General features: G+C 39.6%; 12 protein-coding genes. 8 read left to right on the top strand and 4 right to left on the bottom strand.

The window, feature by feature from the left end; genetic code table 11:
* Positions 1 to 45: 45 nt before the first annotated feature.
* Positions 46 to 3048 (bottom strand): SusC/RagA family TonB-linked outer membrane protein, encoded by a 3003-nt coding sequence (locus GM920_RS03990; RefSeq protein ID WP_182953618.1) that lies wholly within the window; start codon positions 3046 to 3048, stop codon positions 46 to 48.
* Between the two features lie 164 nt (positions 3049 to 3212).
* On the opposite strand from GM920_RS03990, the gene GM920_RS03985 reads away from it, so the two are divergent.
* Positions 3213 to 7256 carry a hybrid sensor histidine kinase/response regulator transcription factor gene (locus GM920_RS03985; protein WP_182953616.1) on the top strand — a complete coding sequence of 1348 codons (4044 nt, stop codon included), beginning with the start codon at positions 3213 to 3215 and terminating at the stop codon, positions 7254 to 7256.
* A gap of 100 nt (positions 7257 to 7356) precedes the next feature.
* On the opposite strand, the gene GM920_RS03980 is transcribed toward GM920_RS03985, so the two are convergent.
* Entirely contained in the window at positions 7357 to 7938 is a 582-nt protein-coding gene (locus tag GM920_RS03980; protein ID WP_182953615.1) for an LOG family protein, read from the bottom strand.
* A 221-nt stretch (positions 7939 to 8159) separates the two neighbouring features.
* On the opposite strand from GM920_RS03980, the gene GM920_RS03975 reads away from it, so the two are divergent.
* The 3 genes from GM920_RS03975 (at position 8160) to GM920_RS03965 (ending at position 14385) form a co-directional block, all read left to right on the top strand.
* Positions 8160 to 11363, top strand: coding sequence for a TonB-dependent receptor (locus GM920_RS03975; RefSeq protein WP_182953613.1), 3204 nt, complete (start codon positions 8160 to 8162; stop codon positions 11361 to 11363).
* Positions 11364 to 11544: 181 nt separating this feature from the next.
* Complete coding sequence (locus tag GM920_RS03970; RefSeq protein WP_182953611.1) at positions 11545 to 13113, top strand: sulfatase family protein; 1569 nt, start codon at positions 11545 to 11547, stop codon at positions 13111 to 13113.
* A 111-nt stretch (positions 13114 to 13224) separates the two neighbouring features.
* A complete protein-coding gene (locus GM920_RS03965; RefSeq protein WP_182953610.1) occupies positions 13225 to 14385 on the top strand; it encodes a transglutaminase domain-containing protein in 1161 nt (386 codons plus the stop codon).
* A gap of 66 nt (positions 14386 to 14451) precedes the next feature.
* Here GM920_RS03965 and GM920_RS03960 read toward each other — a convergent pair whose 3' ends face one another.
* Positions 14452 to 14682 carry a hypothetical protein gene (locus GM920_RS03960; RefSeq protein WP_182953608.1) on the bottom strand — a complete coding sequence of 77 codons (231 nt, stop codon included), beginning with the start codon at positions 14680 to 14682 and terminating at the stop codon, positions 14452 to 14454.
* A 143-nt stretch (positions 14683 to 14825) separates the two neighbouring features.
* Here GM920_RS03960 and GM920_RS03955 point away from each other — a divergent pair, with 143 nt between their 5' ends.
* The gene (locus tag GM920_RS03955) at positions 14826 to 15236 is read left to right on the top strand and encodes a hypothetical protein (protein ID WP_182953606.1); all 411 of its coding nucleotides are present in this window, start codon (positions 14826 to 14828) and stop codon (positions 15234 to 15236) included.
* Positions 15237 to 15254: 18 nt separating this feature from the next.
* The gene (locus GM920_RS03950; RefSeq protein WP_182953604.1) at positions 15255 to 16157 is read left to right on the top strand and encodes a DUF5996 family protein; all 903 of its coding nucleotides are present in this window, start codon (positions 15255 to 15257) and stop codon (positions 16155 to 16157) included.
* Here GM920_RS03950 and GM920_RS03945 read toward each other — a convergent pair.
* Positions 16154 to 16426 (bottom strand): UBP-type zinc finger domain-containing protein, encoded by a 273-nt coding sequence (locus GM920_RS03945; protein WP_182953602.1) that lies wholly within the window; start codon positions 16424 to 16426, stop codon positions 16154 to 16156. The two genes, GM920_RS03950 and GM920_RS03945, sit on opposite strands and share 4 nt — an antisense overlap.
* Before the next feature lie 111 nt (positions 16427 to 16537).
* Here GM920_RS03945 and GM920_RS03940 point away from each other — a divergent pair, with 111 nt between their 5' ends.
* Positions 16538 to 17578, top strand: a complete 1041-nt coding sequence (locus GM920_RS03940) for a linear amide C-N hydrolase (RefSeq protein ID WP_182953601.1) — start codon at positions 16538 to 16540, stop codon at positions 17576 to 17578.
* A gap of 24 nt (positions 17579 to 17602) precedes the next feature.
* Entirely contained in the window at positions 17603 to 18793 is a 1191-nt protein-coding gene (locus GM920_RS03935) for a winged helix-turn-helix domain-containing protein (RefSeq protein WP_182953599.1), read from the top strand.
* Positions 18794 to 18795 lie beyond the last annotated feature (2 nt).

The following is an 18795-nucleotide window of genomic DNA, read 5'->3' as shown; positions in this document are numbered from 1 at the left end:
TGGTTTTAGATCGGTTGGCCATTAAGCTCAATGGACAGCGTAAGGTTAAAAGTTTAAATTAAGCATCAGGGTGAACGTTTTTGGAGAGGGGTAGGCTCCCAAATCAATGCCTGCATCTGCATCACTATTGGAAGCAGTTGAAGTCGCTTCCGGGTCAAATCCCTTGTATTTTGTGATGGTAAATAAATTCTGGCCACTTACAGTGAGTTTGGCATTTCCAAACTTCAGCATGCTTTTAGGTAGTTTATAGGATAAGCTGATGTTCTTAACTCTGGCATAACCAGCGTTTTGTAGAAACTGTGTAGACTCAATGTATTGTTTTGCTTTACTTGTTGGACTTGCCCATAGGGAGCCTGAGTTTTGAGGGGTCCAATAATTGGCTGCTGCGGCAAGTGTTGGATAAGCGACATCGCTACTGGCAATTGCAGCAGCTGCATAGGTTGCATTAAAGACTTTATGTCCATAAGCACCTTGAACAAATACATTGAATTCAAAAGTCTTATATTCAAAATTATTGTTGAAGCCCCATTGTACTTTTGGTGTTGCGTTTCCTGAGATCACCATGTCCTCATATCCGATCACACCATTTCCGCTCACATCAGTGTATTTATAATCACCTGCTTTATGTCCATTCTGGTCCGTTTGGTAAACTCCTTCCCATGGAATCAGGTAAAATGCACCCAGTGATTGTCCAACCTGGATGACCTGTATATCTGAATTGATTAAACCTCCGCCGATATGTGCTCTTTTAATCATGGTTTGATCACCGAGGCTAACTACCTTATTCTTGTTGAAAGCGGCATTAAAACTGGTGTTCCATTTAAAATCTTCATGGTTAAGTGCAAGGACATCGATTAAAAATTCAAAACCTTTATTGTTGACTGCTCCAATGTTTTTTAACAGCTGGCCACCACCAAGATAATTCTCAATCTGGGTAAACAACAGCATATCCGTCGTGTTCTTGTTGTAATAATCGGCCGTGATGTTTAGTCGTCTGTTAAAGAAACTCATATCCAGACCTACATCAGTTTGTTTTGTGGTTTCCCATTTGATATCTGGTGTATTTGGATTACCCAGCGTATAGCCCTGGAAAGAGGAAGTTGTTCCATAAGAATAATTTACCGGGCTCAATAAGCCAAGCGTGCTATATGGGGCGATAGATTGGTTACCGGTTACACCCCAACCTGCTCTAAGTTTAAGTGCTGAAAAAACATTTAGCTTTTTGATAAAGGACTCTTCATTAAGGTTCCAGCCTACGCTTGCTGAAGGGAAATTGCTCCATTTATTCTTTCCTTGAAACTTTGAAGAACCATCTCTTCTTACAGTTACGGTAGCTAAGTATTTGCCATTGTAACTGTAAGCAGCTCTACCCATAAAAGACAAGATGGACCACTGTGAGTAGCCAGATGAGATACTTTGAGCGGAGTTGAGGCCTAAATTATAATAGCCATTAGAAGTGGTGCTTAAGCCTGATCCATTTGCACTAAAGCTATTTGATGTGTTTACTGTACTTTCTTCCACAGCAGTTACGGTTAAATCATGCTGCTCATTGATCAGCTTATGAAAGGTCAGCACATTACTGTTCTGGAAATTGTAATTTTCGGAAGAACTTTGTGCGGATTTCATATTTCCCGGAGAGATCCAATTGTTGGAAAGGGAAGCTGCTTTTGAAAGGTTAAGGTCTAATCCAACATTTGAGGTAAAGGTAAGCCAGTCGGTAATGTTATACTTCAGGTTACTATTGAGTACGGCAACATTAGCAAAAACATTATTGTCGCTTTCCATACTGGTCATATAAGGGTTTGGCCAAATAGGGGATATTCCGTTGCGGTTGTATTGTTTGGTTGCTTCATTGTCATAGACTGGTTCTGTTGGTGCCCATGCGATGGATGCCATTACCGGGTTTGCTTTGGAAGTTTGTACGCCATTATTCAATGAATTGATTCTTTGTGCAAAAAGGTTAACTCCTAAAGATAGCTTCTTGGTTATTTTCACATCTAGATTTGAGCGCAATCCAAACTTCTTTTGGTTGGTGTTTACCAGTAGGCCGTCCTGATCGGTATAGAAACCGGAAACATAATATTTTACATTTTCTGATCCGCCATTCACCGAAAGCTGGTGATTTTGTGTGGTTGCATTTTTAAAAAGCAAGTCCTGCCAGTCGGTCGTTTTACCTGCATAGGATTCTGGATTGGGGATTACCGTAGCACCAGCAGATAGATTCGCCATGTTTGCATAGGTTACCGCGTCCATTAATTTGTATCTTTTCATTGGACTGTTGAAGCTAACAAAGCTGTTATACGTCACTTTTGCCGCTCCTGATTTTCCAGTTTTAGTCGTGATGATAATTACACCGTTTGCGCCTCTGGAACCATAAACGGCAGTAGCAGATGCATCTTTTAATACATCCATAGATTCAATGTCGTTCACATTGATGTCCTGAATTCCTATACTGCCCAATGCTAATCCGTCTACAATGTATAAAGGTTCATTGCTACCACTCACAGAATTGGCTCCTCTAATCCTGATTTTAGCTTGTCCGCCGGGTGCACCAGAACTTTGGGTTACGGAAACTCCGGCTACTCGTCCCTGTAATGCTGTTGAAGCATTGAGCACGGGTTGATCTTTATAAGTATCCGCCTTTAGTGTGGAAACAGATCCGGTGAGGTCTTTACGTTTTTGTGTGCCATAACCAATTACAGCAACTGCCTCCAGGGTTTTAACATCTGATTCTAAGGATACATTTAGAAATTTTTGGTTATTTACTAATATTTCTTTTTGTTTAAGCCCAACATAGTTGAATGTCAGTGTGGCATCTGGTGGGGTATTTATGGAGAATTTACCCTCCTTATCTGTTTGAGTTGTTAATGATCCTCCTTTTATTCTTACAATAACTCCAGGTAAGGGAGTACCTTCCTCAGTCACTTTCCCGGTTACCATTTGTTGTGCAAATGTGATGAATCCGGAAAAAACTAGGAGTACGAGCAGCAGCATTCGGAGTGCCAGTGGATGTTTAAAAAAAGGGAAATGAAGTAATCGATTGGTCATAATTGATGGATATTTGGTTTTGATTGAATGGCTAAGATATATAGGAATAGCAGCCTGAATAGGGGGTGAAATGGTTAAAAAAGGGGGGTAAATACCGACTACTTCATGTTAAAAAGGCAAATAATGTCTACATTCAGCCCTAGATCTCAACACTAACCAAATTCATGTTTCCTCAACTTAGAAGTCTTGCCATTACCGTTTCATTGATATGGATTAGCTTACCTTTGTATGCAATTGACTTTTCGTCGGTGTTTTATCTGGGGATTGAACATGGTCTTTCCAACAATGAGGTGAATTGTATTTTTCAGAGCAAGAATGGATTCATGTGGATTGGTACTTTTGATGGGTTAAACCGTTATGATGGTTATGGTTTTAGCATTTTCAGAAAGCAGCTGAATGATAGAAATTCGCTCCTCAACAATAGGGTTCAATGTATTGCGGAAGATGAAGCTGCCAATCTTTGGATTGGTACTATGGGAGGCGTGTCCATCTATAATCCTGCTCAGGAAAAATTTAGCACCCTTTATTTTAACTCTGCTTCAAAACCGGGAAAGCAAAGGGTGGACAATACCACTTTTTTAAAAAAAGACTTCAATCATGATATGCTGATCGGGACGGCTAAAGATGGTCTGTTACGCTATAGCAAGGAAAGCGGTAAGACGACCCAGATACCGCTTTTAACTTCTTTCGCTCCCCGAACTTCCTATCAGGTGACTGCCATAGAAATTGACAAGAAAAATCAGGTATGGCTCTTTATTGATGGCATCGGTTTGTGCAAGTATGATCGAAATACGTCTAGTGTTGCTCTGGTCGATAAAACTTTAAAATATGCTTCCTGCATTAAGGTCGATCGTTCGGGGAATCTATGGCTGGGCTCCAGTTCAGGGATCTATAAATACATGATAGCTAATGGGAAATACTCCTTTAAACCCATATCCCGGGCAGTAACCAGTTTGTATTTCGATCAGCCGGATACTTTATGCATCACTACAGATGGTGGAGGTGTTTTTTTGATGAGCATCAAGGATGAAAAGATGACGCACCCGCTAACGGTTAATGGAGAAGAGATTTTTACAAGCACCGCGATCAAAGGAATGCTAAAAGATGCAGAAGGTCGGGTTTGGGTGGCCACTTTGCGGGGTGGTATAAATATCATCGATGATCAGCGATACCGCTTTAAAACGCTGACACCTGATCCCTTTCAAAGAAATAATTACCATAACTATTTTATCTCTTCCTTTGCCCAGGATGCTTCAGATAACATTTGGATAGGGACAGATGGGAATGGTGTGAATCGTTGGAACCGAACAAAGAACGTTTATGTAAACTATAAAAAAGAGGCTGGAAATGGGTTAAGTAGTAATAACATTACGACCATTTTGAATGACCATCAGCACAACATCTGGTTGGCCACCTGGGGCGGCGGGATCAATCGCTTCAATAAATCAACAGGTTATTTTGAGCACTTTAGCTGTATAAATCCTGCTAATGGCTTAGAATTTAAAAATGTTTGGAAATTGTATGAGGACGCAGCACAAACCTTATGGGCAAGTACATTTGACAACGGAGGATTATACCGGTTTAATACGAGGCTTAAACGCTTTGAATTGTTTGATGCTACCATCGGGAACATCCTTTGCTTTGTGGAGGATAGCAAGGGTAATTTATGGGCTGGTACAGATAATAAATTAATCCGTATTGACCGAAAATCCAAAAGACACCTCGTTTACAATATCGGTTATCGGCTGAGATCTATCCTTGAAGATAAAGGAGATGGCCTTTGGCTGGGAACGGAGGGAGGAGGATTACTTTTACTGAATACCAGGAACCATCGTCTTACCCGATATACGGAAAGCGAGGGATTACCAAATAATTCGGTGTTGAATATTTTGCGCGATAATGACGGTGCACTTTGGTTGAGCACCTTTTATGGCCTTTCGAAATTCAGTCCGGCCAATAAAAAGTTTCAGAATTTCTTTGCTTCTGATGGGCTACAAAGTAACCAGTTCAGTTATCTCGCTGCTGCTAAATTAAAAACAGGTGAACTTATGTTTGGGGGGATCAAAGGGTTTAATTTGTTCTCACCAGAGAAAGTGAGTTTCTCTAAGGGGAAACAGCAGATTTTGCTTACTGCCGTAAAGATTGATAATGCGCCTTCAAATGATCAGGTAAACCTCGGTTTTATTCAAAAAAGCAAGGATGGGGTAGTTGAAAAGTTAGTTGTTCCTTATCATAAAGCATCCTTATCGTTCGAGTATATCACACTTGAATACTCCAAACCAGATAAAATTAATTATGCTTATTTTCTTGAAGGATGGGACAACGACTGGATTTATGCCGGCAAAATAAGAACTGCAAATTATAGCCGATTAAAAGAAGGAACGTATACGTTACACCTAAAAGCAAGCAATAGTGAAGGTGAATGGGGTGATGAAAAGTTAGTCAATATCGTTGTGTTAGCCCCTTGGCAGCGTACCTGGTGGGCTTATGGGCTCTATACTTTAACTATTTTTATGCTGATTTATTTGTACGTTCGTTATAAGCGACAACAGATTGGTTTGGCATTTAAAGTGCGTCTGGCTCAAATGGAGACAGAAAAGGAAAAGGAGCTCAATGAAAAAAAGCTGTCCTTTTTTACGAATATTACCCATGAACTGAGAACTCCGCTGACGCTGATTGTTAATCCTGTGAAAGAGCTTATTGAAAAAACGGAAGATACTTTAAAGCAGGAACTCAGTATCATCTATCGGAATGCCAGTCGACTGTTGACTTTGGTAGACCAGTTGATGCTTTTCAGAACAGCTGACCATGATACAGCAAAGCTTCAGGTTCGTGAATTAAATTTATACCAATTGTGTAAGGATATCTTTGACAGCTATGTTAAGATTGCGCTCAGCAAAAATATTAAGTATGAATTTGAATGTGCCAATCATGATCTGAAAATTTTTGGTGATGAGGAGAAGCTGGAAATCATCTTTTTCAATCTCCTTTCAAATGCCTTTAAGTTTACGCCTCAAAATGGTCAGATTTTGTTTAGGCTGGAGGAGAATGAATCGGATATTGACATTTTCATTAATGACAGCGGTTGTGGGATTGATAAGGATGTTAAGGATAAACTATTTGAAAAATATTATCAGGGAAAGGATACCTCAAAACATCCTGAAATCGGTTTTGGCATTGGTTTATATCTCGCAAAACAGTTTATCGATAGTCATAAGGGAAAATTAGGTTATTCCAGCAAGCCGGGTATTGGGACTTCTTTTCATATCAAATTGAATAAAGGACCCTGGTTTGATCCAGAGATCAGATTGGCGGCACAACAAGAGAAGTTGATGAGTAGAGTAGAACAAATCCCAGAGGAAGAAATCATTCAGGTTCCCAGGATTAATATCTTGGAAATCACGGAAAAGAAATCCCTGCTTATCGTAGACGACCATGTGGAACTTAGACAGTATTTGAAGAAAATTTTCATCAAAGACTTTGTTGTTTATGAAGCTTCTGATGGTAATTATGGGTTCGAGTTGGCGCAGAAACACTTGCCTGATATTATTATAAGTGATGTGTTGATGGAGCGGGGAAATGGAGTTGAGCTTTGTAAGAAGATAAAAAGTGATCCTATGCTGAACCATATTCCTGTAATTCTCTTAAGTGGTCTAAGTTCTTCGGAGAGTAAATTGAAAGGGATTGAAAGTGGGGCAGATGATTATATCATTAAGCCCTTTGATAAAGACCTGTTATTGGCTAAGATAAATGCGGTTCTGGACAACAGAGATACTTTACATCAATATTTTAAAGACAACATTACACTCCGTAACAATAACCAGAAAATATCTGCAGCTTATAAGGATTTTCTGGAGAAATGCATAAAGATTGTAGAGGAGAACTTAAGCAATGAAGATTTTAATGGCCAATCGTTGGCCAGTTCCTGTAATTTAAGTTATTCTATCCTGTATAAAAAAGTAAAGTCAATTTCCGGCCTGTCATTAAACGCGTTTATAAGGTCTATCCGGTTGCGCAAAGCTGCATTATTGATGCTCAGCACCAATACCAATATTAATGAAGCTGCCTTTAAAGTTGGGATTTATGATATTAAGTTTTTTAGGACTCAATTCAAGAAATTATATGGTATGAATCCTTCGGAGTATATTAAAAAATATCGGAATTCCTTTAGTAAAGAGTTCAATTTGATAAAACATCAAGAGGGCTAGGATGTTGCCTTCCAACCTCGGCTTAATTATGGATGCTTGCATTGCCGATCGGTATTCTCCTTTTGCCTGGCTGGGGATACTGGATCATTGATTTTTAATGCTATACTTCTGATTTTGATATCCATTTGCCAACAGTTGGCGCTTCATAACTTGCCATTTTGTTCAATAGATCGTCAATGTGATCACTGGTTAGCAGCATATTCTTGTTTTCTGATTTTAGGAAACCTTTTTTTACCATGGTCTCCACTAAAGCCAGAAGTTCATTATAAAAACCGTTGATGTTTAGAATCCCAATTGGTTTTTTATGCAGGCCAAGCTGTGCCCAGGTTAGCATTTCAAAAAACTCTTCTAAAGTCCCAAATCCTCCGGGTAAAGTGATTACCCCGTCAGAAAGGTCGTTCATTTTGGTTTTTCGCTCATGCATGGTTTCCACCACAATTAATTCTGTTAATCGGGCATGAGCAATTTCCTTTTTCTGCAAAAACTGAGGCAAAACACCAATTGCTTCTCCTTTATTATCGATTACTCCATTTGCAACAGCACCCATTAATCCAACATCTGCTCCGCCATACACCAGGCCAATATTTCTTTCCGCTAAGGTTTTTCCCAATAAATAAGCTTGTGCTTCATATTCCTTTTCAGTTCCAAAGCTAGAACCACAAAATACAGTTATCCTTTTCATCCATTTTTAAATTTATGTTTCAGCATAGGGTCAATATGCTCCAAAAGTAAATATTTCAATGCTATGGATGTATTCATCCTACAAATGATTATACAAAATATGTTGCTTATTTTAACATTTAGTTATAAAATCTCTTAATTCATAATCATCTATTGATCTAAAAATACCCTTCAATTAATATCTGTATAACACCTTCGTACCATAAAAATCTTAAAAATATTATGGTAAAAAAATTACTATTTGGAGTACTATTGCTATGTTTTTGTATTAAGATCCCGCTTTTCGCACAAACAACACAAGCATCTATATTCGGTACCGTTACAGATCAACAAAAGAAGCCAATTCCAGGTGCTTCTGTACAAGTGAGGAACAACTCAACAGGTTTTACAAGTAGAACAGCAACCAATGCTAAAGGAGAATACACCTTTAAGGAGCTTCCATTGGGTGGCCCATATTCAATAAAGGCTACGTTTATGGGCTTTGGTGAACAAACCAGAACACTCGCAGCCTTGAATTTTGGTGATGCTGCAAGAGTGCCGATTGAAATGCAGGAGGCCTCACAAAATTTACAGGCGGTTAACGTGGTGGCCTCAGGCCTGAAAAACAAGGTTCAGAATTTTGGCGCTTCCACAGAAATATCAGCTAAAACGATGAACCAATTGCCAGTAAATGGGCGTAATTTTTCCAATTTAATGGATTTATCCCCTTTAAGTCGTGGAGGTAGTATTGCCGGACAATTGGCTTCCTCCACCAATTATACCATTGATGGAATGAGTGCCAAAAATCCAACTTCTTCAGGTAGTACAACCAGTCGTAGTGGTGCACCTTACTCGATATCAATTGAGGCGGTTCGTGAATTTAAAGTCGTTACCAATCAATACGATGTAACTTTAGGTAGAGCTGGTGGAGGTACGGTTACCGCGGTAACGAAATCTGGAACAAACACAGTTACCGGTAGTGCGTTCATGTATGGAAGGGCCGATTGGTTATCGAGTCCTTATGATATCAGAGGTGTTAAACGTAAGAATGACTTCTCTACTTACCAATACGGATTTACTTTAGGTGGGCCAATTATTAAGGATAAGTTGCATTATTTTGTAGGCTTAGATCATCAGAAAGACTCAAGACCTTTAATTATTGCAGATATCAATGGTCCTGCAGACGAGGCGAGGTTTAGAATTACCAATGCGACACTGTCTGAGTTTTTGGATGTTGCACGTTCTAAATATGGCGTCGCAAATACGCCACAGTATGGCACTTTTGACAGAACTCGTGGTTCTGATGCTGCTTTTGCCCGTTTAGACTGGCAAATTAATGAAGGAAACTTATTAACCATTCGTGACAACTATACCAACGACAGGAATCCTTTGGGTTTAGCAGACAATACGGCGATTAACTTTTTCGAGAGTTATGGTAATGATAAAAACGTAGACAACAGTTTATTGGCCACTTTACGTTCTACGATTAGCAGCAAGGTTACCAATGAGTTGAAAGCACAACATTTGTATACTTACCAGGCCAGTACCCAAAATGATCAGCTTGGTTTTTCTATTCCAAGGGCAGTTGTTGGAAACTTAGCCTCTGTACTTTCAGATGGTACCAGCGCAAACACGGCAATTCAAATCGGTGGTCACCGTTTTGGACAGGAGGGCTTTACCAATAATGTATTCCAATTGGTTGATAACTTGTATTACAATACAGATAAAGTGAAGTATACTTTCGGTTTTGATGTAATGTATACGCATGCAAAATCACTTTATGGTAGTGAAGTGAACGGAAGATTTGAGTATACCAATACAACTGCAGGTACCTCTATGCAGAATTTTAGAAACTTGCTTCCCAACAGGTATTATCGTGAAGTACCTTTGGTTGAAGACCCAACGGTAAAAGCGGGGATCTGGAATACTGCTGTATATGGTCAGATGCAAACCAAACTAGCACGCGGTCTGGATTTTGTTGGAGGCTTGCGATTGGACTACAGCGCCTATCCAACTTCACCATTGAACCAAACTTTATTTGATGAGCTGGGTGTAAGAACAGACCATAAGCTGAAACAATTCTTAATTCAACCAAGAATTCAATTCAACTGGGATATCAACGAAAACAGAACTGATTTTCTGCGTTTCGGAGCAGGGATATTTGGTTCTGATGTGAACAATTATGTGACCATTAATAACCTAACTTTTGATGGTAAACATTTAGCAACGGTGGATGTAATCAACGAAAATGTTCCCAGGCCTGATTTTATTGGGTACAGAAACGGAACAGCTTCTGCGCCAACCTTATCGAATTTGCAATTGCCAACAATCAATACCTATGGGAAAGATGCTAAAATCCCGGTGGTTTATAAAGCCAACTTATCTTATAGTAAGTTGATTACGGATGGGCTGAAAGTAGGCATCACCGGTTATGCAAGTTTAGGTCGCCATAACTATATGTATGTAGACAGAAATATGGTCGCGAAACCATTCTTTACTTTACCTAATGAAGATAATCGCGGGGTTTTTGTACCTGAGATGCCAAGTAATGGTACCCCAGATTGGAAGCTAGGCCGTATCAGCAATAAATTTGGCCGCGTATTGGAGCTAAACAGCGAAGGTAAAGTGAACCAGTTTGCGGTAGTTCTTGATGCCACATGGAGATACTTCAAAGACGGTGAAATATCTGCAAGTTATACCTGGAATGATACAAAAGACAATACCTCTTATAATGGTAACGTCGCAAACTCTGCAACTTTATCACTGCCAGTTAAAGATGATCCAAGAGATTTAAGTCATATGACTTATTCTGATGGACAGTTTAGAAATAAGCTTGTAATTTATGGTACACTGCCAACTTTTTATGGGGTTACCGTTGGTGTTCGTTATTCAGGAATTGGTGGTACACGTTATAGTCTATTGTCTGGCACAAACAACAATGGTGATTTTGTAGCCACCAATGATTTGGCTTTTGTTTTCGACAGAAACAACCCTTCAGTTCCTCAAAATGTTCGCACAGGTTTACAAGCGATTTTAGATAACCCACTTGCCAGCCAAAGCTTAAAAGATTACATCATTGATTATTCCGGAAAAATCGCTCAGCGTAATGGTGGTGTCAATGATTTCTTCGGCGTAGTTGACGTAAGGGTAAGTAAGAAATTTAAAGTCTATAAAACACATCATATCGATGTTTCTTGCGATATCTTCAATTTTGCCAATTTACTGAAGAAAACATGGGGTGTAAATGAGTCTTTAGGAAATCAGTCATTATATGCTTTAAACGGACGTGCTAAAGTAGAGGCTACGGCTACAAGCCCAGAAATCCCTGCAGTTCCAAACTATGATTCGGCAACAAAATCATTCAATTACAAGGTGAATAATTCTGGTATTGTGAATCCTTCCGGAAATCCTTACCAATTTCAAATCGGGTTGAGGTATGGATTTTAAGCGCTGAAGTTCGCTTTACTTAAAGGTTTATATCAATGAGGAATGAGTCCGATCTTGTATCGGGCTCATTTTTTTTGAATTCAAAATGATGCACCTCTGGTGATAAATAACGTTTTAGTGTATCTGGATTATTTAAGCCGATTTGTATCTTACACCTGGTAAAAATCAAAAATAACCGTTTATGAATTGCTTTAAAAAAGACTTCCTGTTTGCCGCTTTTTTCCTTGCTTCCTGTGCTTCCTTTGCTCAAAATAAAGGAGCTAAACCTGACGTAAAACCTAATGTCATTTTCATTATGGCCGATGACCATACCGCTCAATCCTGGGGTATTTACGGTGGCGTATTGAAAGATTATGTGGTCAATAAAAACATCAAAAGACTGGCGGCTGAAGGGGCAGTTTTGAATAATGCTTTTTGTACCAATTCCATATGTGTACCAAGTAGGGCGACGATCATGACCGGGCAATACAGTCAGAAAAACAACGTGTATACCTTGGGCGATGCTTTAAGTCCGGAACATCCAAATATTGCAAAGGTTTTGCAAGGGGCCGGTTATCAGACTGCTTTAATCGGGAAGTGGCACTTGAAGAAACAGCCAACAGGCTTTGATCATTTCATGGTCATGGACGATCAAGGGGTGTATTTTAATCCGACATTTAAGACTGAGCTAGATTGGAAGGATGATGGGCAAAAGGCTGGTGTAGTGCACAAAGGTTACAATACGGATCTGGTTACCGATTATTCTATAGATTGGTTGGAGCAGCGTGATAAAAACAAACCATTCTTTATGATGACTCATTTTAAGGCTACACATGAGCCTTGGGAGTATCCGGAACGGTACAATGATTTATATGCAGGGCAGACGCTACCTGAGCCGGTATCTATACTCGATTTTGGTCCGGAGACTAATGGGCGGAGCTTTAAAGGGCAGGATTTAGAAGATCTGGAAAGTCGGTGGGCGCAATATCAGAAGAACCCAAAAGGATATTGGACTACTTATCCGGGAATGCCTTTTAGCATCAATGGCCTGGATAGTATTCAAGCCCGTAAGAAAATCTACCAGAAGTTTGTGAAAGATTACCTGAGATGTGCTGCTGCGATTGATGACAATATCGGGCGGCTGCTGGATTATTTGAAGCGCAATGGCTTAGCCGAAAATACCGTTGTGATTTATACTTCAGATCAAGGTTACTTTTTGGGGGAGCATGGCTTTTTTGATAAAAGAATGATGTATGAAGAGTCTTCAAGAATGCCTTTTGTGATCTGTTACCCCAAAGAAATTAAAGGCGGTACCCGTATAAATGATATCATTTTAAATATAGATTTTGCCGCACTTTTTGCAGATTATGCAGGGATTAAAAAGCCTGATTTCATACAAGGGGAGAGCTTTAGGAATAATTTAAAAGGAAAAACAGCCAAATCATGGCGTAAATCTATGTACTACCGTTATTGGGAGCATAGTAAAGATAGACCAGCACATTTTGGAATTAGAGATCAACGGTATAAATTGATTTTTTATTACGGGCAAGGCCTTGGAATGAAGGATGCTTCGAATGTGGCTACGCCAGCAGCTTGGGAGTTTTATGACCTTTTAAAAGACCCAAAAGAGTTGCGCAATGCATTCCATGATCCAGCTTATAAACAGCGGATTGCTGCGATGAAAAAGGAGTTGTTGAAGCAGAAGGAGTTGACTGGTGATGATGATTCCGGAAGACCGGAAATGAAGGCGATTTTGGATAGTTCATTTTAATAAATTGGCTTTGGCTTCTGGTAAAGTAATTATCTATTCATGCAACGTTCTCTAAAAAGATAACGTCTTATGTACTGAATAACCGTTACCTTAATTTTTGAATCAACCAATATGAAAATCAAACTCTCCACCATTTTACTACTGCCTTTTGTGGTAAACATAGCCTTAGCCCAAAAGAAAGTACCCATTATCAAAGCAAGTTCCTTGCAAGTGGATATTAAAGACGACAATAATCCTGTCCGAAAAAATGCCTGGACGGTTACGCCAAATGAAAAATTGGACGTTTATAATACTGATGCAAAAAAAGTGACCTTTTACACTGATCTCGAATCAATTTCATTCAAAGTTGACCCGAAAGTAGGGGAATATAATTTTATCATCTTGGTTAATGGAAAGGATACTGCGAGAACACAAGTGAAATATGATGCAAAAGCACCTAGAAGAACACAACCTGCTTATCTGGATACCCTTCGCAAAGCTGAAAAATACAGTTTTTCAGATCAGCGTGAAATCCCTGTCTTCAGTTATCAGGCAATGGATGATCCTAACCTTGTTCGGATTAGGAAGGATCTTAATTTGGATTCTGTTGCAGGTAAAGGAAATGAGCTTTCGAAAGTATTTAACCTTTTGCATTGGGTACATAATCTTGTCAGACATGATGGTAGTAGTAACAATCCGACATTAAAAAATGCGATTGAACTCATTAAGGTTTGCAAGCAAGAAAACCGTGGGGTAAACTGCAGGATGCTGGCCACCATACTAAACGAATGTTATCTATCTATGGGCATAACATCCAGATACATTACCTGTATGCCAAAAGAAACAAAATTTGACGACTGCCATGTGATCAATATGGTGTACATCAAAGATTTGAAAAAGTGGATATGGATCGATCCTACATTTGATGCTTATGTGATGGATGAAAAGGGGGGGCTTCTGGGCATACAAGAAGTGAGAGAACGTTTGATTAAAGGCATGCCATTGGTGCTTAATGCCGATGCGAACTGGAATCGGTCATCATTGCAGACCAAAGAGGCCTACCTGCAAACCTATATGGCAAAGAATCTTTATCGCCTGGAAACTCCATTGGTAAGCCAATATGATACGGAAACTCTAACCAGCGGAAAGGAAATAACTTATGTCGAATTGCTACCCTTAGATGGTCTGGTTCAAGCGCCACAAAAGAAGGAGACGATTGTTCAAGAGAAGGGGGTGAAACTTATAAACTACAAAACAAACAATCCTAATCTATTCTGGACTGTTCCTAAATAGTCAGGATAGTTGTAATTAACACTGCCCCAAAATTCAGGAAATTTTGGGGCAGTGTTATATTATTTGTTAATTTTTTATCCCTAATGACTTTTTACGAATAAGCCATAGTTTTGTTAAAACTAAAGCAAGCAATAGACAAAAGGTTAAATTGATCAGCATTGATTCCAACACAAACGAATAGATTTCTGCTTTACCCAAATCAGCATTTGTAGTTGTCAGTTTAAAAAAGGGCTTAGGGAAACCTATGGCATTCGAAATGACAAAGACTAAGACAAAAATTCCAAAAAATATCTTCATAGATTAGGTTTTAGATAGTTGAATTCAGAGGGGATGCTGGTCAAACATCAAACCCAATATATGAAATCTTAATACGTACCCCGCTAAAAACTTTTTGTAATTCTGGATTGTTATGAACCAATATTGTTTAAAAACAAAGCATTATGAAAAACTTCCTTTTGGCTTTCGTCCTTGCGGCAGCAGTATTACCTGCTACCGCCCAAACAGCTGCTCCTCTGGCTACATCAAAACAACAACCTGCTAAAAAAATGCAGGCAGCCCCTCAATCTGCAGAGCAGCGTGCGGTTGCCTATTCCAAAGAATTAAAGCAGAAGCTTAACCTAGATGATAACCAATATGCAAAGGTTCTGGCGGTTAATACGGAGTGTATTCGACGTAAGGATGCACTAAAGCTCACTAAACCACAAGATCCAAAGGCATCAAAAGCTATCGCTGATTACCGTATGCAAGAATATCAATCTATACTTAAGCCAGATCAGCTTACCAAATTGAAAGCAATGAATGCTCAAGGAGGTAAAAATGTGAAAGGAAAAATGGCTCCAGTAGCTTATTAAATTGTAAAATAGAACATTATGGAACAGAAATGGCCAATACTTTCTTATGAAAGGGGGAGTTCTACCTATGAAACTTTACAACTATGGACACAGATTGTAGGAAAAATAAAACTTGCAGTTCTGCCCTGGGTAAACCATTCCTGGCACATTACGCTGCATGTTACAGCTACTGGCTTAACGACGCAATCTATGCGCTATAAAGACCTGGATTTTCAGATAGATTTTGATTTTATAGCCCATTTGTTAAAAATTACAACCAGCAGTGGGGAAGTCAGGCAATTTGACTTGCATGGAATCTCTGTTGCTGATTTCTACCAGAAAATTTTCAAGTTGTTAAACGACTTAAAAATCAACCTGTTGATTAAAGCTACGCCTGTAGAGCTACTTCATCCAATTCCTTTTGAATTAGATACCATCCATGCTAGTTATGAGGAAGAGGAGGTTATTGCTTTCCATAAGGCCTTGCTGCACATACAAGCTGTTTTCTTGAAGTTTAGAGCTGAATTTAAGGGTAAGTGTAGCCCTATTCATTTCTTTTGGGGAAGTTTTGATTTAGCATTGTCCTTTTTCTCTGGTTCTGAGGCACCCAAACATCCTGGGGGAGTGCCTGGTATGCCCAATTGGGTTGCAGAGGATGCTTATTGTAAGGAGGTAAGCAGCTGTGGATTTTGGACAGGTGGAGCAGATTTAAAAGAAGCCGTATTTTATGGTTACCTGTATCCAGAACCGGAAGGATATAAAACAGCAAAAGTTCAACCGGACGAGGCCTATTATCATCCTAAATTAGGTGAATTCATTTTGCCATATTCCGCTGTACAAAACGCAACAAACGCTGAAGATAAACTACTTGAATTTTTACGAAGTACGTATGCTATTGGTGCTGATTTGGCCAAATGGGATAGGGTATCACTGGAATATTAATACTCACTAAAAATCTCGTCTTTATAACACCATAACCACCTTTCACCAGGGACAGCAGAGATGACAACCGGGTGAGCGGTGCTGTGATAATGTTTTGTCATATGCGTATTGGGGGAGTCATCACAGCAAAGCGTCATCCCACAAGTCTGACAAGTCCGCAAATGAACCCATTGACCACCTATTTTAACGCATTCTTCACAGACGAGCTCTTTAGGGAGTTTTAGCTCTTGTAAGTTTTTGATATGCTCGCAAATTTGTTCGTTTTCCATCACAAGAAGATTTGGTTTGATTTAAGCCAAATAATGTGCCATAAAATTATTATCCAAACTTCATCCATGTTTTTTTTGTTTACGTTGTAGCTAATTAAAACCCAAATGCTTATGAAGTATTTTTTCTCTTTTATTTTTGTAGCATTTCTTCTGGTTCAGAAGGAATCTTTAGCCTGTACACGAGTGGTGTATAAAGGCCCGAATGGTACAGTGATCACAGCCCGCAGTATGGATTGGAAAGATGAAATTTCGGCTAATCTTTGGGTATTCCCTAGAGGAATCGACAGGACTGGAGAAGTTGGCCGACAATCCTTGAAATGGAAATCCAAGTATGGTAGTGTCATCTCCAGTGCCTGGGATATTGCTACTGTGGACGGTTTGAATGAAAAGGGTTTGGTAGCCAATGTGTTGTGGTTGGTAGAATCTAGCTATCCAAAATTTGATCCGGAAGGTAAAAAGAAGGGCATTAGCATTTCCGCATGGGCGCAATATGTATTGGATAATTTTGCCAGTGTAAACGAAGCAGTAAATGCATTAAAGGACGAATCATTTGTAGTGGTTAGTGATTATGTTCCTGGTACTAAAAAATTCACCACCCTTCATTTGTCAATTTCTGATGCTTCTGGGGACAATGCAATATTTGAATACATCAATGGGAAATTGGTGATTCATCATGATCCTGCTTATACCGTGATGACAAATTCGCCAGTATTTGGAGAACAACTTGCCTTAAATAATTATTGGGCGGGTATTCCTGGGACAATTATGCTACCAGGGACCAACCGTGCAGCCGATCGCTTTGTGAGAGCATCTTATTATATCAAGGCCATTCCACAAACAGATGATACGAGGATTGCTGTAGCAAGCGTGTTTAGTGTGATCAGAAATTGTTCGGTCCCTTTCGGAATCAGCTCAGAAACAGAGCCGAATATCTCCTCAACCCGATGGAGGTCTGTTGCAGATCAAAAAAATAAAGTCTATTATTTTGAAAATGTTTTGACCCCTGGAACTTTTTGGGTAGACCTCAATAAATTTGACCTGAAGGAAGGCTCAAAAGCGATGAAATTAGCTTTGAAGCCGGATCTCGCTTTGAATGGGTTGTCAAATTCAAATTTTAAAGCAGCAGAACCTTTTAAGTTTTTGGGGATCTAATCTTCTTTTCATTATTTTGCTGTTATGGAATCACTGATGCTTAGTAAAGCTCAAGCCAGAAAGATCATCCTCCATGCAGCGGGATTGGCCAAGCGGGCACAGTTTGGAATGGGCCGGGAAGCGGTTTGTCAATTGATTGATCAACTGGGTTTTGTGCAGTTAGATACGAATTTTGTAGTCGAGCGGGCGCATCACCATGTGATGGCTGCACGTGTGCCTGATTATAGGCCGGAGTGGTTGGAAGAACTATCGGCTGATGGTTTAATTTTTGAGTACCTCAGCTCAGATGCAGGTTACCTGCCAATGCATGACTTTCGTTTTTCACTGGTATTGAAGCAAGCATTTGCTGCTCAGCGGAAAGCATTAACTAAAGCTGAAGAAAGTTTGATGAAGGAGATACTTGACCGGGTGCAACGCGAAGGTCAGTTGATGGTTGGAGATTTTGACAATGATCGATTAGAACCTAGCTCAGGATGGTGGGACTGGCGGCCGTCTAAAGTCGCATTGGAAAGGTTGTATCTGGAGGGTGATTTAATGATCACGCGTACCAGCGGCTTTAAGAAAATCTATGATGTGCCGATGAATTTGATTCCGGAGGAAACAGATCAGATTTTACCAACGGAGGAAGAATTTGCTCAATATGTCATCAGACGCACACTGGGTGCATTGGGAATTGCCACTGTCAAGGAAATGGCTTGGCGGGCACGTCGTGTAAAAGGTAACCTGGTCAAAAAGGAGTTGGAGAAAATGGTTAATGGTGGGCAGCTGAAGCCAGTTTCAGTAGAAGGGATGAAAAGTGCATTTTATATGTTGCCTCATCAAAAAACGGATATCTTGTTGTCCGGTGACGCCTTTATCCTCTCTCCATTTGATATCCTTAATGTTTTCCGGTACCGATTGAAAGATTTTTTCAATTTCGATTATCAAGTAGAGTGTTTTGTACCGGCGCCCAACAGGAAGTACGGTTATTTTTCTCTGCCCATTTTGATTGGGGATGCTTTTGTAGCGCGGATGGATGCCAAAGCTGACCGGAAACAAAAGCTATTGATTGTCCATAACTTGCATTTTGAAGCCATAGTACTAAGCGATATTCAGATCGCAGGGATGATTGATGCCATAAAAGCATTCGTAGATTTCAATCAGTGCCGGGATATCGTCTTTAAAAAATCAAATCAAGAAGATTACCTAAGTTCCATCATTGAGGGATTCTCCTAGTA

Source organism: Pedobacter gandavensis (assembly GCF_014172405.1).
Lineage (GTDB): Bacteria > Bacteroidota > Bacteroidia > Sphingobacteriales > Sphingobacteriaceae > Pedobacter > Pedobacter gandavensis.
The sequence above is the reverse complement of the archived record's forward strand: the minus strand, read 5'-3'. Positions and strand labels throughout refer to the sequence as shown.

Bases quoted from the DNA above. Each gene is read 5' to 3' on its own strand.
- GM920_RS03955 (WP_182953606.1), top strand. From the start codon at position 14,826: ATGAAAAACTTCCTTTTGGCTTTCGTCCTTGCGGCAGCAGTATTACCT.
- GM920_RS03940 (WP_182953601.1), top strand. From the start codon at position 16,538: ATGAAGTATTTTTTCTCTTTTATTTTTGTAGCATTTCTTCTGGTTCAG.
- GM920_RS03980 (WP_182953615.1), bottom strand. From the start codon at position 7,938: ATGAAAAGGATAACTGTATTTTGTGGTTCTAGCTTTGGAACTGAAAAG.
- GM920_RS03975 (WP_182953613.1), top strand. From the start codon at position 8,160: ATGGTAAAAAAATTACTATTTGGAGTACTATTGCTATGTTTTTGTATT.
- GM920_RS03965 (WP_182953610.1), top strand. From the start codon at position 13,225: ATGAAAATCAAACTCTCCACCATTTTACTACTGCCTTTTGTGGTAAAC.
- GM920_RS03935 (WP_182953599.1), top strand. From the start codon at position 17,603: ATGGAATCACTGATGCTTAGTAAAGCTCAAGCCAGAAAGATCATCCTC.
- GM920_RS03960 (WP_182953608.1), bottom strand. From the start codon at position 14,682: ATGAAGATATTTTTTGGAATTTTTGTCTTAGTCTTTGTCATTTCGAAT.
- GM920_RS03950 (WP_182953604.1), top strand. From the start codon at position 15,255: ATGGAACAGAAATGGCCAATACTTTCTTATGAAAGGGGGAGTTCTACC.
- GM920_RS03990 (WP_182953618.1), bottom strand. From the start codon at position 3,048: ATGACCAATCGATTACTTCATTTCCCTTTTTTTAAACATCCACTGGCA.
- GM920_RS03970 (WP_182953611.1), top strand. From the start codon at position 11,545: ATGAATTGCTTTAAAAAAGACTTCCTGTTTGCCGCTTTTTTCCTTGCT.
- GM920_RS03985 (WP_182953616.1), top strand. From the start codon at position 3,213: ATGTTTCCTCAACTTAGAAGTCTTGCCATTACCGTTTCATTGATATGG.
- GM920_RS03945 (WP_182953602.1), bottom strand. From the start codon at position 16,426: ATGGAAAACGAACAAATTTGCGAGCATATCAAAAACTTACAAGAGCTA.